This window comes from Solwaraspora sp. WMMD1047, from assembly GCF_029626155.1.
Taxonomy (GTDB): Bacteria; Actinomycetota; Actinomycetes; order Mycobacteriales; family Micromonosporaceae; genus WMMD1047.
In genome coordinates this window covers 4664745-4681048 of sequence record NZ_JARUBL010000001.1, presented here as the reverse complement: position 1 = coordinate 4681048, position 16304 = coordinate 4664745, and the positions used below count along the sequence as shown (strand labels likewise).

Here is a 16304-nt window from a genome sequence, read left to right as displayed (position 1 = left end):
CCACCGGCCTGGTAGGGGAATTCCCCGGCGGGCGGTTCACGCGCGGCGCCCGGGGACTGATGGAACCGCACGGATGGACAACTCCCGGACGCCGCGCCAACTCCACCCTGGACTATCGAACGGCTTTCGGATGAGGATGGGTATGCAGTTCCGGAACCATTGAATTGGGGGTGGCCAGTTGGCGGACGCGAATGAGTTTCGGCATGCGCTCAGGCGGGAGCGGCAGGCGCGAGGTTTGTCGCAGGACGCGGTCGGTGCCGCAGTCCACATCAGCGGATCGCAGATCGGCAATTACGAATCGGGGCGTTCGGTCCCGCCGGACGACGTGGCGGGTGGGCTCGACGCCTTCTTCGGCACCGGCGACCAACTCCGCAAGTCCGCGACCACGGCACGCGGCGAGGCGGTGGCTCCATGGCTGCGCTCATGGAACGAGAACGAGGAGCGCGCGATCCTGCTCCGCACCTTCCAACACTCGGTGATCCCGGGCCTGCTCCAGACCGAGGCGTACGCGCGGGCGGTCATCTCCGTCGGCCCACACACCGAGGACCAGGTCGAAGAGGCGTTGAAGATCCGGATGGCGCGGCAGGCCGTGACCCTGGACCGGGTCAATCCGGTGGAATTGACCGCGATCATCTGCGAACCTGCTCTCCGGCATGGCGAGGACGTCATCATGAAAGATCAGCTCGAACACCTGGTTGACGTCGGCCACCGCCCGAACGTGCACATCAGAGTGATTCCGTCGCGAGCCGGCCTGCACCCCGGCCACGCCGGAGCATTCGCGCTCGCGACGCTGCCCACCGGGGCGCCGGTCGGCTATATCGACGACCAGTACGAGGGAAAGGTGATCGAGTCGGTCAAGGCGCTCCGGCACACATTGATCGTCTGGGAACGCCTCTGCGGGCAGGCACTAACCTGTGAGCAGACCCGCAACCTCCTCCTGAAGGTGTTGAATGACTACGAACAGCCCTGACTGGCGCAAGTCCAGCCGCAGCAGCTCGAACGCCGGAGAGTGCGTGGAGGTCGCCGACAACCTCCCCGGCCGGGTGCTGGTCCGCGACAGCAAGGACCCCGACGGCGGCACCCTGACGTTCGAGCCGGCCGCCTGGTCGTCGTTCGTCGCCCACGCCAAGGAGCGGTAGTCCCGGACCGCTCAACCGGGAAGTCGTCAGCATGTGTTGACGCGGACATGGCCGTCAGCATATGCTGACGGCCATGTCCGCGATCGTTGATCTCGACCACGCCGTCCACGGCACCGACCCCGACGTCGGACTGCGCGCCGTCGCCCGGCTGCGGCGGCTGGTGGAGCAGGTGGAGGCCGAGCAGGTCGCAGCGGCGCGACGCGCCGGCTGGTCCTGGCAGGACATCGCCACCCGGCTCGGCGTCACCAAACAGACCGTGCACCGCAAGTACCACCGCATCCAGGAGGGCTGATGTTCCGAGGCGAGCACCCCGAACTCGGCCGTGTGCTGGGCCGCGCGCTGGCCCAGGCCCGACAGCTCGGGCATCCCCGCGCCGGCAGCGAACACCTGCTGCTCGCCCTCACGGAGACCAGCGCGGTCGGCACCGTGCTGGCCGGGCACGGCGCGACGACGGCAACGCTGCGGGAGGCGGCCGGCCGCGCCGCGCCGGCCGGTGCGGGAGCCGCCGCCGACCGGGACACCCTGGCGCCGCTCGGGATCGACATCGACCGGATGCTCACCGGCTCCTGGCCGGCGCTGGCGGACCGGCCGCCCGCCCGGGAGCCGCTGCTTCCGTTCGGCGCGGCGAAGGCGCGGCGGCGATGCGCCCGGCTCAGTCCGCCCCTCGGGCTGGATGCGCAGGCGGCCTACGAGGCATCCCTGCGACTCGCGCTCGCCCGCCGTGAGCGCGAGCACCGGCCGGAGCACTTGGCGCTCGCGCTCGTCGCGCTCGATCCCGGCGCCGCCTGGGTGCTGACCACCGCAGGCGTGAATGCCCAGGCACTGCTCACCGACCTGGCGGCGGCATTCCCACCGCCGCACCGCAATTCGCTGCTGCGCGCCGAGCGGCGGTTCGGTAGGCGAATCCGGCACCATGACATCGTGCGGCGCTATCAGCACACGACGGGCCGCACCGCCACCGCCGGCGCCACCGTCGCCGCACTCATCAGCGGCTGACCGCGACGCCGGCAACCGGCCCGTCGAGCCGGCCGCCAGGGCGGCGTTCGTCGCCCTGGCGATGACGCCGCCGACCGAGCCGGCAGAATCGGGACCGTGCCCTTCGAGCAGATCACCGACCCCGGCGACGAGCGGATCGCCGACTACCGTGCGCTCACCGACGTGGAGCTGCGGACCCGGTGGGAGCCGCCGCACGGGCTCTTCATCGCCGAGGGGGAGCTGGTGCTGCGGCGGGCGCTGCGGGCCGGCTACCGGCCCCGATCGTTCCTGGTCGACGCCAAGCGGGTCGACCAGCTCGCCGACCTGGACACCGGGGCCGCGCCGGTCTACGCCGCCGGGCAGGACGTGCTGGAGAAGGCGACCGGTTTCCACGTACACCGTGGGGTGCTGGCGTCGTTTCACCGGGGTGAGCCGCTGACGGCGGAGGCGGTGCTCGCGGCCGCGCGGCGGGTGGTGGTGTTGGAGGACGTCAACAACCACACCAATCTCGGGGCGATCTTCCGGGGGGCGGCGGCGCTCGGGGTGGACGGAGTGCTGCTCTCGCCGTCCTGCGCCGACCCGCTCTACCGGCGCAGCGTACGGGTCAGCATGGGCGAGGTTTTCGCGCTGCCGTACGCCCGGTTGGAGCCCTGGCCGGGCGGGTTGGCGCAGGTCCGGGCGGCCGGGTTCACGGTGCTGGCGCTGACGCCGGCCGCCGACGCGGTGCCGATCCAGCGGCTCACCGCCGCCCAGCGGTCCCGGGCCGCGCTGCTGCTGGGCGCCGAGGGGGCCGGGCTGTCGGCGGCGGCGATGGCCGGCAGCGACGTCCGGGTGGTGATCCCGATGCGGCGCGGCGTCGACTCGCTGAACGTGGCCGCCGCCACCGCCGTCGCCTGCTGGGAACTCGGCCGCGACGACCCGCTCTGACCGTGCTCATGCGCGGCGATCCGGTCCAGCGCGTGACGGACCCATCACCGGGTCAGGGTCAGCAGCGGGGTGAGGCGGGGGCGGTTTCGGTGGGCGAGGCGGTGCGGGAGGATCAGGGTGGTGATGCCGATCGCCGCCGCGCCGCCGTCCTTGTTGGGGCGGTCGCCGACCATCAGGGTGCGCTCCGGCCGGGCCCGCAGCTCGCGCAGGGCGGCCCAGAACAGGTCCGGGTCGGGCTTCTGCCGGCCGTGCTCGTTGGAGAGCACGTAGCCGTCGATCAGGTCGCCCGCCCCGTGGAAGCCGAGCAACGGCCGCAGGTCCAGGTGGGTGTCGCTGACCACCACGGTACGCAGACCGGCCGCCCGCAGCCGGGTCAGCACGTCGAGGACGTCCGGGAAGAGCGGCCGGTTCATCGGGTCGCCGTCGAAGCCGTACAGCTCGACGGCGAGGTCGGCGTCGAGGCCGGCGCGGTCATACCAGAGCAGCTCGCCGAAGCGGTGCCGGTCGGCGTCGCAGGCGTGGTCGCGCAGCGCCTCGGCGACCTGCGGCGCCAGCGCGGCCCGCTGCAGCCGGTGCAGCAGGCCGAGCACCGTCCCGTCGTCCGGGGTCCGGCCCAGCCGGCGCAGCGCCCACCGCAACCGGTCGGCCGGCTCGGGATCGAGGACCAGCGTTCCGCTCCAGTCGAGAAGGACACCGTCGTATTCGGACACCAGATCATCTTGTCAAACCCGACCGGCCACCGCTTCCCGCCGCGCGCGGTTGCCTGTCGTCAGTCCGTCGCGGGCACCGCGAGATCGGTGAGGGCCTTGGCGTACGCGGCCGGAACATGGTGCGGGCCACCCGGGGTGAACACATCGGACTCGGCCGCCGCCGCCCACCCCGCCGCCGGAACCGCCGCCGCCAGCGCCCGGACCACCGGTGCGTCATTCCACTCCGGACGCTCGGTGAGCAGCCGCAACGCCACCACCGACTCCTCCACCTCGCCGACGCACTCGAACGGCTTGTGCGCGTCGATGCCGAGCAGCTCCAGATAGCCCGGAAGCTGCTCCGGGTCGGCGAGCAGGTCGGAGCCGAAGATCCGCACCACCCGCTCCCGGGGCATGAACGGCGCCATCGCCAGGAAGACGAACCGGCACTTCGGGCAGTGCCCGCACCAGCGGGCGGTCGGGTCGTGCAGCTTGAACGCGGCGTTGCAGCTCGTCACCACGTCGTCGTAGCGGGTGATCCCGGCGAACAGCCGGGCGATGTGCAGCTCCGACAGCGGACGCAGCAGCGAGAAGTACGGCTCGACCAGCCCGGCGTGCGCCCTCAGCGCGTCCCGCAGCAGCCCCTCGGCCACCACGCCCTTGGACCACTGGTGGTTGATCTCGAACCCGTGCCAGCTCAGGTTCGGGTCGCTCGCCGACCGCTCGTTCGACATCACCACCGGCCCCAGCCCGTGCAGCACGGCGGTGGCGACCGCGATCAGCGAGTTGATCGCGGTCACCGGGATGTGGCCGTTGCGGGCGCCGGCCGCGTTCAGCTCGAACAGCAGCGGGTCGATGCGGCGGCGGGCGGCCAGCGCGGTCAGGCCGCTGGCCTCGTTCACCGACCCGATCACCGGGTTCGGGTTCACCGAGAACGGCACCGGGTCGAACCCGGCCCGGCGCAGCGCCTCCAGGCTGACGATCGAGTCCTTGCCGCCGCCCACCGCGCTCAGCGGCCGACCGTCCCGGTCGTCGACCGGCGCCGGGTCGGCGACCTCGCCGGCCGGCACCTCAGGCACCAGCTCCAGTACGTGCGGCAGGTCGTTGCGGTACGCGTACTCGGCCAGGCCGTGCGTGTAGACGGCGGTGACCAGCTCGACGGCGGCCGACCCCAGCGGCGCCGGCAGCACCAGCCGGCGCGGCGCGGCGGTCTTGTAGTAGCTGACCCCGGCCACCAGGTGCAGCAGCTCCAGCACCCGGTCCAGGGTCGCCAGCGTGGCGGGAGTGGGCGCCTCGGGCGGCAGCGGGAGCGTGATCACCTCGGTGAACCGCAGCTCGCCGTCGGGGCCGGTCAGCGCGTAGTCGAGCGACACCGTGCCGGTGGCCAGGTCGATCCGTCGGCCGCCCGCCGGGGCGGGGAAGGAGAAGGTCTCCGCTGTCCGGAGTTGTCCGTTGAGCACAGGCAATACTAGGCCGCCCGGCGGGACGTCGCCGCCGGGTCCGCCGGCCGGTTCCGCCGCCGGGCCGGCCGCCGGGTCCGCCGGCGCGGTGCGTCGCCGGCCCACCGCCGGGTCCGCCGCCCGACCGACATTTCGGGTACGCGGTACGCGCAGCACGGCGGCGCCGACGAGCCACGCGGCCAGGGCGACCAGCGGCAGTCCGAGCGGTTCCGGCCGGTCCCGTGGCGCGGCACTGTTCACGATCAGCCCGAGGATCAGGGCGGCGTAACCCGCCACGGTGAGCGGCCCGGCCACCGCCGACACGCCGGCCGACCGGGTGCCCGCTCCGGCCCCGGCCGCGGTGCCCGCTCCGGTCCCGGGTCGGGTGCCGGTCGCGGTGCCCGCTCGGGTGCTGGGCGAGCGCCATTCGAAGCGGCCGAAGATCGCTACCAGCCCGGCCAGCACCACGGTCAGCAGGGCCAGCCAGGGCAGTCGCCACAGCCACCAGCCGGCGGTGCCGACCGGCGGGTCGGGCAGCAGGTCGAGCGCGGCCAGCCCGCCGGCCACCAGGATCGCGGCGGTGACGTGCCAGAGGAAGATCGTCAGCACCACTGCGTTCACCGCCACCACCGCGAGCCACGGTCGCCGCCGCCGCAGCCAGCGTTCGGCCGGCTCGCGCAGCAGCAGGATCAGGCCGAGCTGGGCGACGGTCAGGGCCAGTAGCGCCAGGCTCGGCGGCGACATGTTGTGCAGCCGCTCGCCGGGCAGATTGATCATGCTGACCGGGTACGGCCCCCACCGCGTGAGCGCCACGACCGTGACCAGCCCACCGACAAGCATCGCAACGGCGGCCCGCCACCCCATCGGCAGCGCCGCCGGGAACCGCGCCACCCCACCGGCCGCCGGCCCGGCCGGGTTGTCGGCCGAAGGTCCGGCGGTGTCGCCCGCCTGCCCAGTCGGGTTGCGGTTGGTAGGCGGCCCGGCGGTGCTGTCCGGCTGCCCAGTCGGGGTGCGGTCGGTAAGCGGGCCGGCGGTGCTGCCCGGCTGCCGTGCCTGGTTGCGGTCGGTGGGCGGGCCGGCGGTGCGGTCGCGCCAGGCGAAGCCGAGTTGGTGCACGGCGAGCCAGCCGAACAGGAAGTTGCCGGCCGCCAGCTCCGCCGGGCCGGTCAGCCGGGCCAGGTCACCGGCCGCGACCGCGCCGGCCAGCACCACCGGTACGGCGAGCCCGTAGCGCCGGTGCAGCGCGTACATGATCGGGGTGAGTGCGACGACGGCCAGATAGCCGGCGAGGAACCAGAGCGGGACGGTGGCGAACCAGGCCGCCGCGCGTACCTCGGTGGCAGGTGCGCCGAGCGCCCGGGCGGTGCCGGCGGCGCCGGCCAGCACCACCAGCAGGACGGTGGTGGGGCGGACCAGCCGGCCCGCCCGGTTGCGCAGCCATCCGGTGGCGTCGTCGCCGCGCCGGTACGCCGACGTCAGCGAGGCGGCGTTGGCGTACCCGCCGACGAGGAAGAAGATCGGCAGGACCTGGACCAGCCAGGTGACCGGTTGCGCCCAGGGCAGGTCCGGCAGGGCCGAGCGGCCGGTGAGCCGGCCGTCCGGGTCCCGGCCGATCACGGTGACCAGCCAGTGACCGAGCACCACGGCCGTGATGGCGACCGCGCGCAGCAGGTCGAGGTAGCGTTCCCGGCTGGCCGGGGTGTCCCTGGCGAGTCGCCCGAGCCGGCGCATAGGCCCAGGCTATGGGGAACGTTCGGGGCCGGTCCGGCGAACGGCCCAGGCCGTCCCATGACCGGAAAAGATCAGCGGGGGAGCGGCCGGCGACAGGTAACAGTTTGAAAACTTCACCCACCGTCTTGACAAGGACCGCCCTTTAGTAAGAACTTTTACCACTAACAGTTAACTTCCTTTCCCGAAGGCGGGCCAATGGTCGAGCACGAGGCGGACACCGGCGCGTACACCGCGGTGGTCGAGGCTGAGCCGTTCGACCGCCGGTCCCGCGACGGGCTCGGCGACCCGGAGAGCGTGCTGGTCCGGGTCCGCACCCAACTGCCGGAGTTCACCGGGGCGCTGCAGCGGGTCGCCGAGCAGGTGCTCACCGACCCCGCTGCGGCCGCCCGCGCCACGATCGTCGAACTCGCCGAACGCAGCGGCACCTCGCCGGCCACGGTCACCCGATTCTGCCGGGCGCTGGGCTTCGAGGGCTACGCCGACCTGCGACTCGGCATCGCCGCCGAGACCGGGCGGGCCCGCTCCGCCGGCTGGACCATCGACATCGGTCGCGAGATCCAACCGTCCGACCCGCTACAGCGGGTGCTGGACCAGATCATGGCCGCCGACACCCGCGCCATGCAGGACACCGCCAGCCTGCTCGACCTGAACGAGGTCGAACGGGCCGCCGACGCCATCGCCGGCGCCGCCCGGGTGAACATCTTCGGCGCCAGCGGCAGCGCGCTCGTCGGCGGCGAGATGCAGTTCAGCCTGCACCGCATCGGGGTGGCCGCCTGGGCCTGGAACGACGTACACGAAGGGCTGGCCAGCGCGGCTCTGCTGCGCGGCGGCGACGTCGCGCTCGGCATCTCACACACCGGCCAGACCCGGGAAACCATCGAGACCCTCGCCGAGGCGGGCAGCCATGGCGCCACCACCGTGGCGCTGACCGGCTTCCCCCGCTCGCCGCTGGCCGAACTGGCCGACGTCGTCCTGCTCACCGCCAGCCAGGCGACCACCTTCCGCCCGGACGCGCTGTCGGCCCGGCACCCGCAGATGGTCGTCCTCGATCTGCTCTACATAGCGGTCGCCCAGCGCACCCACGACCGGGCGCACTCGGCGTTCCAGCGCACCGCAAAGGCCGTCGACGGACACAAGGCCGCCCGGGAGGCGCGGTCATGACCGGGCGACGGCACCATGTCGCGGGAGAGGTGCCCCCTATCCACCTCTCTCCGGGTGCCCCGGGCCGCCGGGGCACGCACCCACTGAAACCCATTCGCTGCCTGACCGGATTCACCGACTGATCCGATTCCCATCGAGGAGACGCAGATGTCCGCAACCTCCGACCGCCCGTCCGACCGGGCCGACTCGTCGGCCCTCGACTCCCGCCCGACCGGGTCCGCCGAGCCCGGCGCGCTCGCCGGCCTGACCAGCCGGCGGACCGTGCTGCGGCGGGCCGCCGCCGTCGGATTCCTGGCCACCCCCGCCGTCGGACTGCTCGGCGCCTGCGCGACAAGCGGCGACGACGGCGGTGACACCGACCAGGCCGCCGGCGAGAAGACCGCCGAGAACCCGCTCGGCGTGGCCGCGGACGCCCCGCTCGAGGTGGTCATCTTCAACGGCGGCTACGGCGAGAAGTACGCCACCGACGTGCACCAGCCGCTCTACAAGTCCAAGTTCCCGGACGCCGAGATCAAGCACCAGTCCACCCAGGCCATCGGCACCATCCTGCAGCCCCGGTTCGCCGCCGGTGACCCGCCGGAGTTCGTGAACAACTCGGGCGAGAAGCTGATGGACTTCGGCGCCCTGGTCGGCGACGGCCAGCTCCAGGACCTGACGGAGCTCTGGGACGCCCCGTCGGTCGACGACCCGAGCAAGAAGGTCCGCGACACCGTGGTGCCCGGCACCGTCGACGTCGGCTCGTTCAACGGCAAGCCGTACGTGCTCTACTACGTCTCCACCGTCTTCGGCCTCTGGTACTCCGGCAAGCTGTTCAAGGAGAAGGGCTGGGCGCCGGTCACCACCTGGACCGACTTCACCGCCCTGCTCGACCAGATGAAGGCCAGCGGCATCACCCCGTACGCCTACGCCGGCGCGAACGCGGCCTACTACCAGTGGAACGTCATCCTCACCCACGCCGCCAAGATCGGCGGTAAGGACGTGCTGAAGAACATCGACAACCTGGAGGACGGCGCCTGGCAGGTCGACGCCGTCAAGCAGGCCGCCGAGGCGTGGGCCGAGGTCGGCGCCAAGTACATGGACAAGAGCTTCGAGGGGCTCAAGCACACCGACGTGCAGCTCCAGCAGAACCAGTACAAGGTCGGCTTCTACCCCAGCGGCGACTGGATCGAGGGAGAGCAGGCCAAGGACACCCCGGAGGGCTTCGAATACCAGCTCATGCCGGTGCCGAGCCTGTCCGGCTCGGACGCGCTGCCGGCCACCGCGGTGCGGGCCACCGCCGGTGAGGGCTACTTCGTCTCGGCCAAGAGCAAGAACCCGCGCGGCGGCATGGAGTACATGCGCCAGATGCTCTCGGTCGCCGGGGCCAAGGGCTTCACCGAGGTGGTCAAGGCACCGACGGTGGTCACCGCCGGCTCGGCCGGGTACGCCTTCCCGCCCGGGGTGGCCAGCTCGCAGGCCGCGCTCGCCGCCGCCGGGGAGAACGTCTTCAACATCTTCTTCGACGGCTGGTACAAGGAGCTGGACAACGAGGCCCGCACCGCCACCAACGAGCTGATGTTCGGCCGGATCGACGCGAACGCGTTCGTGGAGCGGATCCAGCAGCGGGCTGACGCCATCAAGAAGGACGATTCCGTCATCAAGTTCCAGCGCTGATCGGAGCCTGAAGGTCATGCGGCACGGCAAGTATCCGTTCGTCATCGGTTTTCTGGCCGCCCCGGTGGCGCTGTACGTGGTCTTCGTGATCGCCCCGTACGCCCAGGCGTTCCAGATCTCGATGACCGACTGGCGTGGGCTCTCCGCCCCGCAGTGGATCGGCTTCGACAACTATCAGCGGTTGTTCGACGACGACAAGTTCTGGAAGGCGATCCAGCATCACGGAGTACTGCTGCTTGCCCTGCCGCTGATCACGATCGCGATCGCGTTGTTCTTCGCCTTCCTGCTCAACGTGGGCGGCAAGAGCAGCGGCGGCGTACGGCGGGGGGTCTGGGGGTCGAAGTTCTACCGGGTGGTGTTCTTCTTCCCCCAGGTCCTCGCCGTGGCGATCATCGCGGTGCTGTTCCAGACCGTGTACCGGCCCAACGAATCCGGCCTCATCAACGGCGTACTGATGAAGTTGGGTTTCGATCCGATCCTGTTCCTGGTCCGGCCGAACCTGGCGCTCTGGTCGATCCTGGCGGTGCTGGTCTGGCAGGCGGTCGGCTTCTACGTGGTGCTCTTCTCCGCCGGGATGGCGTCGATCCCGGGGGAGATCTACGAGGCCGCCGAGATGGACGGCGCGACCCGGATCACGCTCTTCTTCCGGGTCACCCTGCCGCTGCTCTGGGACACCCTCCAGGTCGCCTGGGTCTACCTGGGCATCGCCGCGTTCGACGCGTTCGCCATCGTCGCGGTGCTCTCGGTGGACCGGGGCGGCCCGGACGGGGCGACCACCGTGCTGGCGATGGAGATCTACCGCAACGCCTTCGAGTACTCCCGGTACGGCTACGCCTCGGCGATGGGGGTCGCGCTCTTCTTCCTCACCATCACCTTCGCGGCGCTGACGCTGCGGGTGTCCAAGCGGGAAAGCGTCGAATACTGATGGGGTCACCGATGACGACGACGAACACCGCCCGGCCCGGCACCGACCGGCCGACCAGCCCTCCTCCGGGTGGGGCCGACGGCCGACCCCGCGGCAAGGGCCGCAAATCCGAGGTGCGGTTGATGTCCAGCCTCGGTCACGTGGCGCTGGTGGTCTGGGCGGTGATCGTCATCGCCCCGATCCTCTGGACCTTCCTCGCCTCGTTCAAGAACACCACCGAGATCTTCAGCAGCCCGTGGACGCTGCCGGCCGAGCTGCGCTGGGAGAACTACGTCCGGGCCTGGAACACCGCGAACGTCGGGCGCTACTTCCTCAACAGCGTGATCGTGGTGGCCTGCAGCACCTTCGGCACCATGCTGCTCGGCTCGATGGCCGCCTACGTGCTGGCCCGGTACAAGTTCGTCGGCAACCGGTTCATCTACTTCCTGTTCGTCTCCGGGCTGGCGTTCCCGGTGTTCCTCGCCCTGGTGCCGCTCTTCTTCGTGGTGCGCAACCTGGGTCTGCTCGACACCCACACCGGGCTGGTGCTCGTCTACATCGCGTACTCGCTGCCGTTCACGGTCTTCTTCCTGTCGGCGTTCTTCAAGACGCTGCCGACCTCGGTGGCCGAGGCGGGCATGATCGACGGCTGTTCGCACACCCGGCTCTTCTTCCAGGTGATGCTGCCGATGGCGAAGCCGGGCCTGATCAGCGTCGGCATCTTCAACATCATCGGGCAGTGGGCGCAGTACCAGTTGCCGCTCGTGCTGCTCTCGAACGCCAAGGAGAAGTGGGTGCTCACCCAGGGCATCGCGGACATCTCGGTCAACGCCGGCTACGAGGCCGACTGGTCCGGCCTCTTCGCCGCCCTCACCATCGCCATCCTGCCCATGATCGTCGTCTACGCCATCTTCCAACGCCAGATCCAGTCCGGCCTGACCGCCGGCGCGGTCAAGTAGGGATCTTGGTAGTTTTCGGCCCCCCGGGGGCCATCGGCTGCCAGGATCTGGTGCCCCTGGTTGTCGTACCCGGCCGGCAGAATTCGGTGGGTGCAGGTGCTGGTCGAGGCGGAGGCCGACGGGTCCGGGTGGCTGGTGCCGCTGGGGCCGGACGGGGTGCCGGCCGGCCCGGTGCGGCGGGTCGCCGACCTGGCCGCCGCGGTTGCCGAGCGGGAGGCCGCCGACCGGCCCCGCTGGGTCTGGCCGGCCACCGCCGGCAGCTATCCGGCGCTGCTGCGGGCCGGCGTCCGGGTTGCCCGCTGCCACGACCTTGAGCTGACCGAGGCGCTGCTGCTCGGCCACGCCGGCCGGTGGGGCGAGCCGCGCTCGGCCGCCGCCGCGTACGCCCGGCTGACCGGCACCCCGGTCCCGCCCGACCCCCCGCCCCGCCCGGCCGCCCCGCCGGGCACCAGCCAGGGCGCGCTGTTCGAGCTGGCGGCGGGTCCGCCGCCGGTCGGCCCGCAGACCCTGACCCGGGTGTACGCCGACCAGCTCGCCCGCATCGCGGCCACCGAGCACCCCGGCCGGTTCCGGCTGCTGGTGGCCGCCGAATCGGCCGGCGCGCTGATCGCCGCCGAGCTGGGCGTCGCCGGCCTGCCCTGGCGGGCCGACGTGCACGACGCGCTCCTGCTCGACCTGCTCGGCGAGCCGTCGCCGGTCGGCGGCCCGCCCCGCAGACTGGCCGAGCTGTCCGCCCGGATCGCCGCCGAGTTGGGCACGCCGGGCCTGCACGCCGAGTCGCCGGGCGAGGTGCTGCGCGCGTTCAACCGGGCCGGCATCCGGCTGCCGAACACCCGGGCCTGGGTGCTGCGCGAGGTGGATCATCCGGCCGTCCCGCTGCTGCTGCAGTTCAAGGAGCTGTACCGGATCTGGACCGCGCACGGCTGGGCGTGGCGGGACGCGTGGGTGCACGCCGGCCGGTTCCGGCCGGAGTTCGTGCCGGCCGGGGTGGTCTCCGGCCGGTGGGCCACCCGGGGCGGCGGGGCGCTGCAGATCCCGAAGGTGGTCCGTCGGGCGGTGCGGGCCGACCCGGGCTGGCGACTCGTGGTGGCCGACGCGGGCCAGTTGGAGCCGAGGGTGCTGGCCGCCGTCTCCGGCGACCCGCGGCTGGCGGCGGCCGGCGGCGCCGGGGACCTCTACACCGCGCTGGCCCGGGACTCCTTCGGCGGCGACCGGGCAAAGGCCAAGCTGGCCCTGCTCGGCGCGATGTACGGGCAGACCGGCGGCGCGGCGCTGCCGGCGCTGGCGGTGCTGCGGCGCAGCTACCCGACCGCGTTCGACTACGTGGAGGCGGCGGCCCGGACCGGCGAGGCCGGCGGTCTGGTCCGGTCCTGGCTCGGGCGCACCTGCCCGCCGTCCTCGATAAGCGTCCGCGCGGCGGTGGGGGACGGGGCCGGGTTCGACGCGGTGGTCGCGGCCGATGCGGGCGGCGGCGGGGCCGGCCCGGGGTCCGAGTTCGGTGCCCGGGGCGCCGGCGGTCCGGAGTCCGCCGCCCGGGGCGGGGACGGGTTCGGGTCCGAGTTCGGCGACCGCGCCGGTGGCGGACCGGACGGCGGTGCCCGGGGTGGGGCCGCCGCCCGGGCCCGGGGGCGGTTCACCCGCAACTTCGTGATCCAGGCGACCGCCGCGGAGTGGGCGTTGACGTTGCTGGCGGGCCTGCGGGGCCGGTTGGCCGGTGGCCCCGCCGAGCTGGTCTTCTTCCAGCACGACGAGGTGCTGGTGCACTGCCCGGCCGAGGTGGCCGACGCGGTCGCCGAGTCGGTGCACGCCGCCGCGGCGGAGGCCGGCCGGCTGCTCTTCGGCGACACCACGGTCCGGTTCCCGCTCGACGTCTCCGTGGTCGAGTGCTACGCCGACGCGAAGTGATCCGGCGGCGGTCCGCGCCGACCCGCCCCGGGATCCCAACGGCCGGGCGACCCGGGCGGTGACTGATCCCGCTTGGGATTGGTCCCCGGCAGCCGGGTGGGGCGATTCGCCGGATTGGTGGCTTTAGCCCGATACCTGATCGTCGGCCGCGTCGTTGGGTCCGTAGTGCGTGCGACGGGGTCGACGCCGGTCGGGGAGAGGGTGACGGAGCTGAGCCGGATCGCGGGAATGATCATTGCAGCGGGCGGTGGCCGCCGGATCGGCGGCCCCGAGGCGCTGTTGCGCCAGGGCGACCGCCCCCTGGTGAACCAGGTGCTCGACACCCTCCGGGAAGCGGGGTGCGGTCCGGTGGTCGTGGTGCTCGGAGCGGCGGCCGACGAGGTTCAGGAGGCAACCGACCTCTCGACGGCCACGGTCGTGGTCAACCGGGCCTGGGGGACCGGCATCGGCTCGTCGATGCGCAAGGGGCTCGACGCGCTGACCGACCCGCAGACCGAGGCGGTGGTGGTGGTGCCGGTGGACATGCCCGGGCTGACGGTGGCGGCGATCCGCCGGGTGACCGCCCTGCCGTTCTCGGACGCGCTGGTCTGCGCCACCTATGACGGGCTGCGGGCGTACCCGATGTTGTTCGGGCGCCGGCACTGGGCGGGAATCGCGACGCTCGCGAACGCCGACGTGGGCGCCCGGCCGTACCTGATGGCGCACAAGAACGAGATCGTCGACATCGCCTGCGACGGGGTCGCCGACGGCCGCCGGGTGGACACCCCGGAACTCATGGAGTTGTTCGGGCTCACCGTCCCGGCCCAGCGGGTGGCGGTCTGACGGCCGACTCCTGTGGGGGCAGGTCGCGGAGTCGGCGGATCGGCGAGGGCAGGACCCAGAGAACGCCGGCGAGCGCGCCGACGGTGGCGATCCAGAGCGTCGGCCGGACGCCGAGGGCCGCCCCGAGCCCGCCGCCGATCAGCGCGCCGATCGGCCGGATGCCGTAGTTGATCGTGCGTTGGGCGCCGGCCACCCGGGCCCGCAGCGCGTCCGGGATGACGGCCGTCTGCAGCGAGCCCACCGTGATGTCGAGCATCATCACCCCGAGGCCGGAGAGGAACTCCGCCGCGAACAGCATGGCCAGCACCACCGGCGTCGGTCCACCCGCGAGCGGCACCAGCAGCAGCGGTCCGGGGAAGGCCAGGAAGCTCAGCAGGACGGTCGGCCCGATCCCGGCGCCGCGGACCAACCGCCCGGTCACGGCCGCGCCGAGCAGCGCGCCGAACGCGCCGGCCCCGATCAGGGCACCGAGCACGCCCGGCGACACCCCCAACTCGGTGCTCACGTAGAGCACGAACAGTGCGGCGAACATGTAGTTGAAGAGATTGAGCGTGGTGGTGCCGACCAGCGCCGCGCGCAGGATGCCGGACCGGAAGATGAACCGCAGCCCCTGCCCGAGACCGAGCCCCCGGCCGCTGGCCGGCGGCGGCTCCACCGGCCGGATCCGGGCCAGGAAGACCGCCGAGACCAGGTACGACAGACCGTCCACGAGCAACGCGAACGGCGCGCCGACCACCTGCACCAGCAGACCGCCGACGCTGGGGCCGGCCACGAAGGACATCGCCCGGCTGCCGTTGAGCAGGGCGTTCGCCTCGACGTAGTCCCGCCTCGGCACCAGCGACACGAACAGCGTGCTGTGTGCCACCTCGAAGAGCACCGCGAGCGTGCCGGTCAGGAACGCCACCAGGTAGAGGTGCTCCAGGGCCAGGCCGCCGAGCAGGAAGACGGTCGGCACCGCCGCCAGCAGCACCGCCCGCCCGAGGTCGGCGATGACCATGATCCGTCGCCGGCTGGTGGACCGGTCGATCCAGGCCCCGGCGACCAGCGAGAAGAGCAGATTGGGAATCAGCGCGGCGGCCGTCAGGTAACCCATCTCGGCGGGACCGGCCCCGGTGCCGAGCACGGCGAGCAGCGGGAGCGCGAGCAGCGAGATCTGGTCGCCGAACAACGACACGGTCTGGGCCGACCAGTAGCGCCGGAACGGCGTCTGCCGCAGCAACCTGGGCAGCAGTCGCGAGCCGCCGCCCGGCGGCTCCACCGGACCATCGGCGCCAGCCGGGCCGAGATTGCCGTGCGGGTGATCGGAGCCGGCAGGCCCGTCCGAGTTGTCGGCGCCGTTGGTGCTATGAGGGCCGGTGGGGGCGGGGGTCTCGATCTGGTTCATCGGTCCGGTCGGTCCTGGGCGTGGTGCGTCGGGCCGGGTTGGTGTGTCGGGCTTGAGTACGGCAGGACGAGCTGGATGAAGCCGATGCCGCGGGCGTCCGCCGGCCGGGCCGCCGGGTCGGTCGCGCGATCGTCGAACTCGGCCAACAACTCGTCGATCCGGCGCCGTAGGGTGGCCAGCTCGTCCGGGGTGACGTAGACCAGCGAGTCGCCGAATCCGGTGACGTCGCGCCACCGGGCCGGCTCCGCGCTGCGCCGGGCCAGATATGCCTGTGCCCGACGCAGGTAGTGGTCGAGGATCGTCGTGTTGAGCTGGTCGGTCGCGGCCTGGACGGCCGGATCGTCGGAGCCGCTGTCCCACGAGGTGACCCGCGCGGTGGCTCGCCAGGGGCGTTCCCGGGCGTCGGCGCCCTCGACCCGCTCGGCGAGCCCGTACTTGGCGAGTTGCCGCAGGTGGAACGAGCAGCTCGGCACGCTCTCGCCGAGCTGCTCGGCCGCCTGGGTGGCCGTCATCGGCCCCTGCACCCGCAGCAGCCCGACCAGTGCCATCCGCAGCGGGTGGGCGTAGCCGCGCAGGGCGCGCGGATCGGTCAGCCTGATCTCAGATGCCACCATGACTC

Annotated in this window: 15 protein-coding genes and 1 pseudogene; 11 read left to right on the top strand and 5 right to left on the bottom strand. The window is 72.5% G+C overall.

Annotation, left to right across the window (positions count from 1 at the left end; all coding sequences use genetic code 11):
- Nucleotides 1-178 precede the first annotated feature (178 nt).
- The 5 genes from O7627_RS21240 to O7627_RS21220 all read left to right on the top strand — a co-directional run bounded on the left by O7627_RS21240 (nt 179) and on the right by O7627_RS21220 (nt 3041).
- A complete protein-coding gene (locus O7627_RS21240) occupies nt 179-970 on the top strand; it encodes a helix-turn-helix transcriptional regulator (RefSeq protein WP_278095251.1) in 792 nt (263 codons plus the stop codon).
- The gene (locus O7627_RS21235; protein ID WP_278095250.1) at nt 951-1139 is read left to right on the top strand and encodes a DUF397 domain-containing protein; all 189 of its coding nucleotides are present in this window, start codon (nt 951-953) and stop codon (nt 1137-1139) included. Before O7627_RS21240 ends, O7627_RS21235 begins: the two co-directional genes overlap by 20 nt.
- 73 nt (nt 1140-1212) lie before the next feature.
- Entirely contained in the window at nt 1213-1431 is a 219-nt protein-coding gene (locus O7627_RS21230; RefSeq protein ID WP_278095249.1) for a helix-turn-helix domain-containing protein, read from the top strand.
- Entirely contained in the window at nt 1431-2135 is a 705-nt protein-coding gene (locus O7627_RS21225) for a Clp protease N-terminal domain-containing protein (RefSeq protein ID WP_278095248.1), read from the top strand. Before O7627_RS21230 ends, O7627_RS21225 begins: the two co-directional genes overlap by 1 nt.
- Nucleotides 2136-2231: 96 nt before the next feature.
- Entirely contained in the window at nt 2232-3041 is an 810-nt protein-coding gene (locus O7627_RS21220; RefSeq protein ID WP_278095247.1) for an RNA methyltransferase, read from the top strand.
- A 44-nt stretch (nt 3042-3085) separates the two neighbouring features.
- Here O7627_RS21220 and O7627_RS21215 read toward each other — a convergent pair whose 3' ends face one another.
- From O7627_RS21215 to O7627_RS21205, 3 genes and pseudogenes are all read right to left on the bottom strand, one after another.
- Nucleotides 3086-3751 carry an HAD family hydrolase gene (locus tag O7627_RS21215; RefSeq protein ID WP_278095246.1) on the bottom strand — a complete coding sequence of 222 codons (666 nt, stop codon included), beginning with the start codon at nt 3749-3751 and terminating at the stop codon, nt 3086-3088.
- Between the two features lie 59 nt (nt 3752-3810).
- Nucleotides 3811-5187 carry a hypothetical protein gene (locus O7627_RS21210; RefSeq protein ID WP_278098361.1) on the bottom strand — a complete coding sequence of 459 codons (1377 nt, stop codon included), beginning with the start codon at nt 5185-5187 and terminating at the stop codon, nt 3811-3813.
- Between the two features lie 483 nt (nt 5188-5670).
- A pseudogene (locus O7627_RS21205) lies at nt 5671-6897 on the bottom strand (acyltransferase); the annotation flags it as partial.
- Nucleotides 6898-7092: 195 nt separating this feature from the next.
- Here O7627_RS21205 and O7627_RS21200 point away from each other — a divergent pair.
- The 6 genes from O7627_RS21200 (at nt 7093) to O7627_RS21175 (ending at nt 14301) form a co-directional block, all read left to right on the top strand.
- Complete coding sequence (locus O7627_RS21200) at nt 7093-8058, top strand: MurR/RpiR family transcriptional regulator (RefSeq protein ID WP_278095245.1); 966 nt, start codon at nt 7093-7095, stop codon at nt 8056-8058.
- A gap of 147 nt (nt 8059-8205) precedes the next feature.
- Complete coding sequence (gene ngcE / locus O7627_RS21195; RefSeq protein WP_278095244.1) at nt 8206-9711, top strand: N-acetylglucosamine/diacetylchitobiose ABC transporter substrate-binding protein; 1506 nt, start codon at nt 8206-8208, stop codon at nt 9709-9711.
- Between the two features lie 16 nt (nt 9712-9727).
- Entirely contained in the window at nt 9728-10636 is a 909-nt protein-coding gene (locus O7627_RS21190) for a sugar ABC transporter permease (protein WP_278095243.1), read from the top strand.
- A gap of 122 nt (nt 10637-10758) precedes the next feature.
- Nucleotides 10759-11574 (top strand): carbohydrate ABC transporter permease, encoded by an 816-nt coding sequence (locus O7627_RS21185; protein ID WP_278098360.1) that lies wholly within the window; start codon nt 10759-10761, stop codon nt 11572-11574.
- A 132-nt stretch (nt 11575-11706) separates the two neighbouring features.
- Entirely contained in the window at nt 11707-13479 is a 1773-nt protein-coding gene (locus O7627_RS21180) for a bifunctional 3'-5' exonuclease/DNA polymerase (RefSeq protein WP_347404715.1), read from the top strand.
- 228 nt (nt 13480-13707) lie between these two features.
- Nucleotides 13708-14301, top strand: a complete 594-nt coding sequence (locus O7627_RS21175) for an NTP transferase domain-containing protein (protein ID WP_278098359.1) — start codon at nt 13708-13710, stop codon at nt 14299-14301.
- Here O7627_RS21175 and O7627_RS21170 read toward each other — a convergent pair.
- Nucleotides 14270-15685, bottom strand: a complete 1416-nt coding sequence (locus O7627_RS21170) for an MFS transporter (RefSeq protein ID WP_278095241.1) — start codon at nt 15683-15685, stop codon at nt 14270-14272. The genes O7627_RS21175 and O7627_RS21170 overlap by 32 nt on opposite strands.
- Entirely contained in the window at nt 15682-16299 is a 618-nt protein-coding gene (locus O7627_RS21165) for a helix-turn-helix domain-containing protein (protein ID WP_278095240.1), read from the bottom strand. The genes O7627_RS21170 and O7627_RS21165 overlap by 4 nt, the downstream gene beginning before the upstream one ends.
- Nucleotides 16300-16304 lie beyond the last annotated feature (5 nt).

Excerpts from the sequence above, each read along its gene's own strand:
- O7627_RS21235 (WP_278095250.1), top strand. The coding sequence starts at position 951 with ATGACTACGAACAGCCCTGACTGGCGCAAGTCCAGCCGCAGCAGCTCG.
- O7627_RS21230 (WP_278095249.1), top strand. The coding sequence starts at position 1,213 with ATGTCCGCGATCGTTGATCTCGACCACGCCGTCCACGGCACCGACCCC.
- O7627_RS21225 (WP_278095248.1), top strand. The coding sequence starts at position 1,431 with ATGTTCCGAGGCGAGCACCCCGAACTCGGCCGTGTGCTGGGCCGCGCG.
- O7627_RS21200 (WP_278095245.1), top strand. The coding sequence starts at position 7,093 with ATGGTCGAGCACGAGGCGGACACCGGCGCGTACACCGCGGTGGTCGAG.
- ngcE (WP_278095244.1), top strand. The coding sequence starts at position 8,206 with ATGTCCGCAACCTCCGACCGCCCGTCCGACCGGGCCGACTCGTCGGCC.
- O7627_RS21190 (WP_278095243.1), top strand. The coding sequence starts at position 9,728 with ATGCGGCACGGCAAGTATCCGTTCGTCATCGGTTTTCTGGCCGCCCCG.
- O7627_RS21185 (WP_278098360.1), top strand. The coding sequence starts at position 10,759 with ATGTCCAGCCTCGGTCACGTGGCGCTGGTGGTCTGGGCGGTGATCGTC.
- O7627_RS21175 (WP_278098359.1), top strand. The coding sequence starts at position 13,708 with ATGATCATTGCAGCGGGCGGTGGCCGCCGGATCGGCGGCCCCGAGGCG.
- O7627_RS21170 (WP_278095241.1), bottom strand. The coding sequence starts at position 15,685 with ATGAACCAGATCGAGACCCCCGCCCCCACCGGCCCTCATAGCACCAAC.
- O7627_RS21165 (WP_278095240.1), bottom strand. The coding sequence starts at position 16,299 with ATGGTGGCATCTGAGATCAGGCTGACCGATCCGCGCGCCCTGCGCGGC.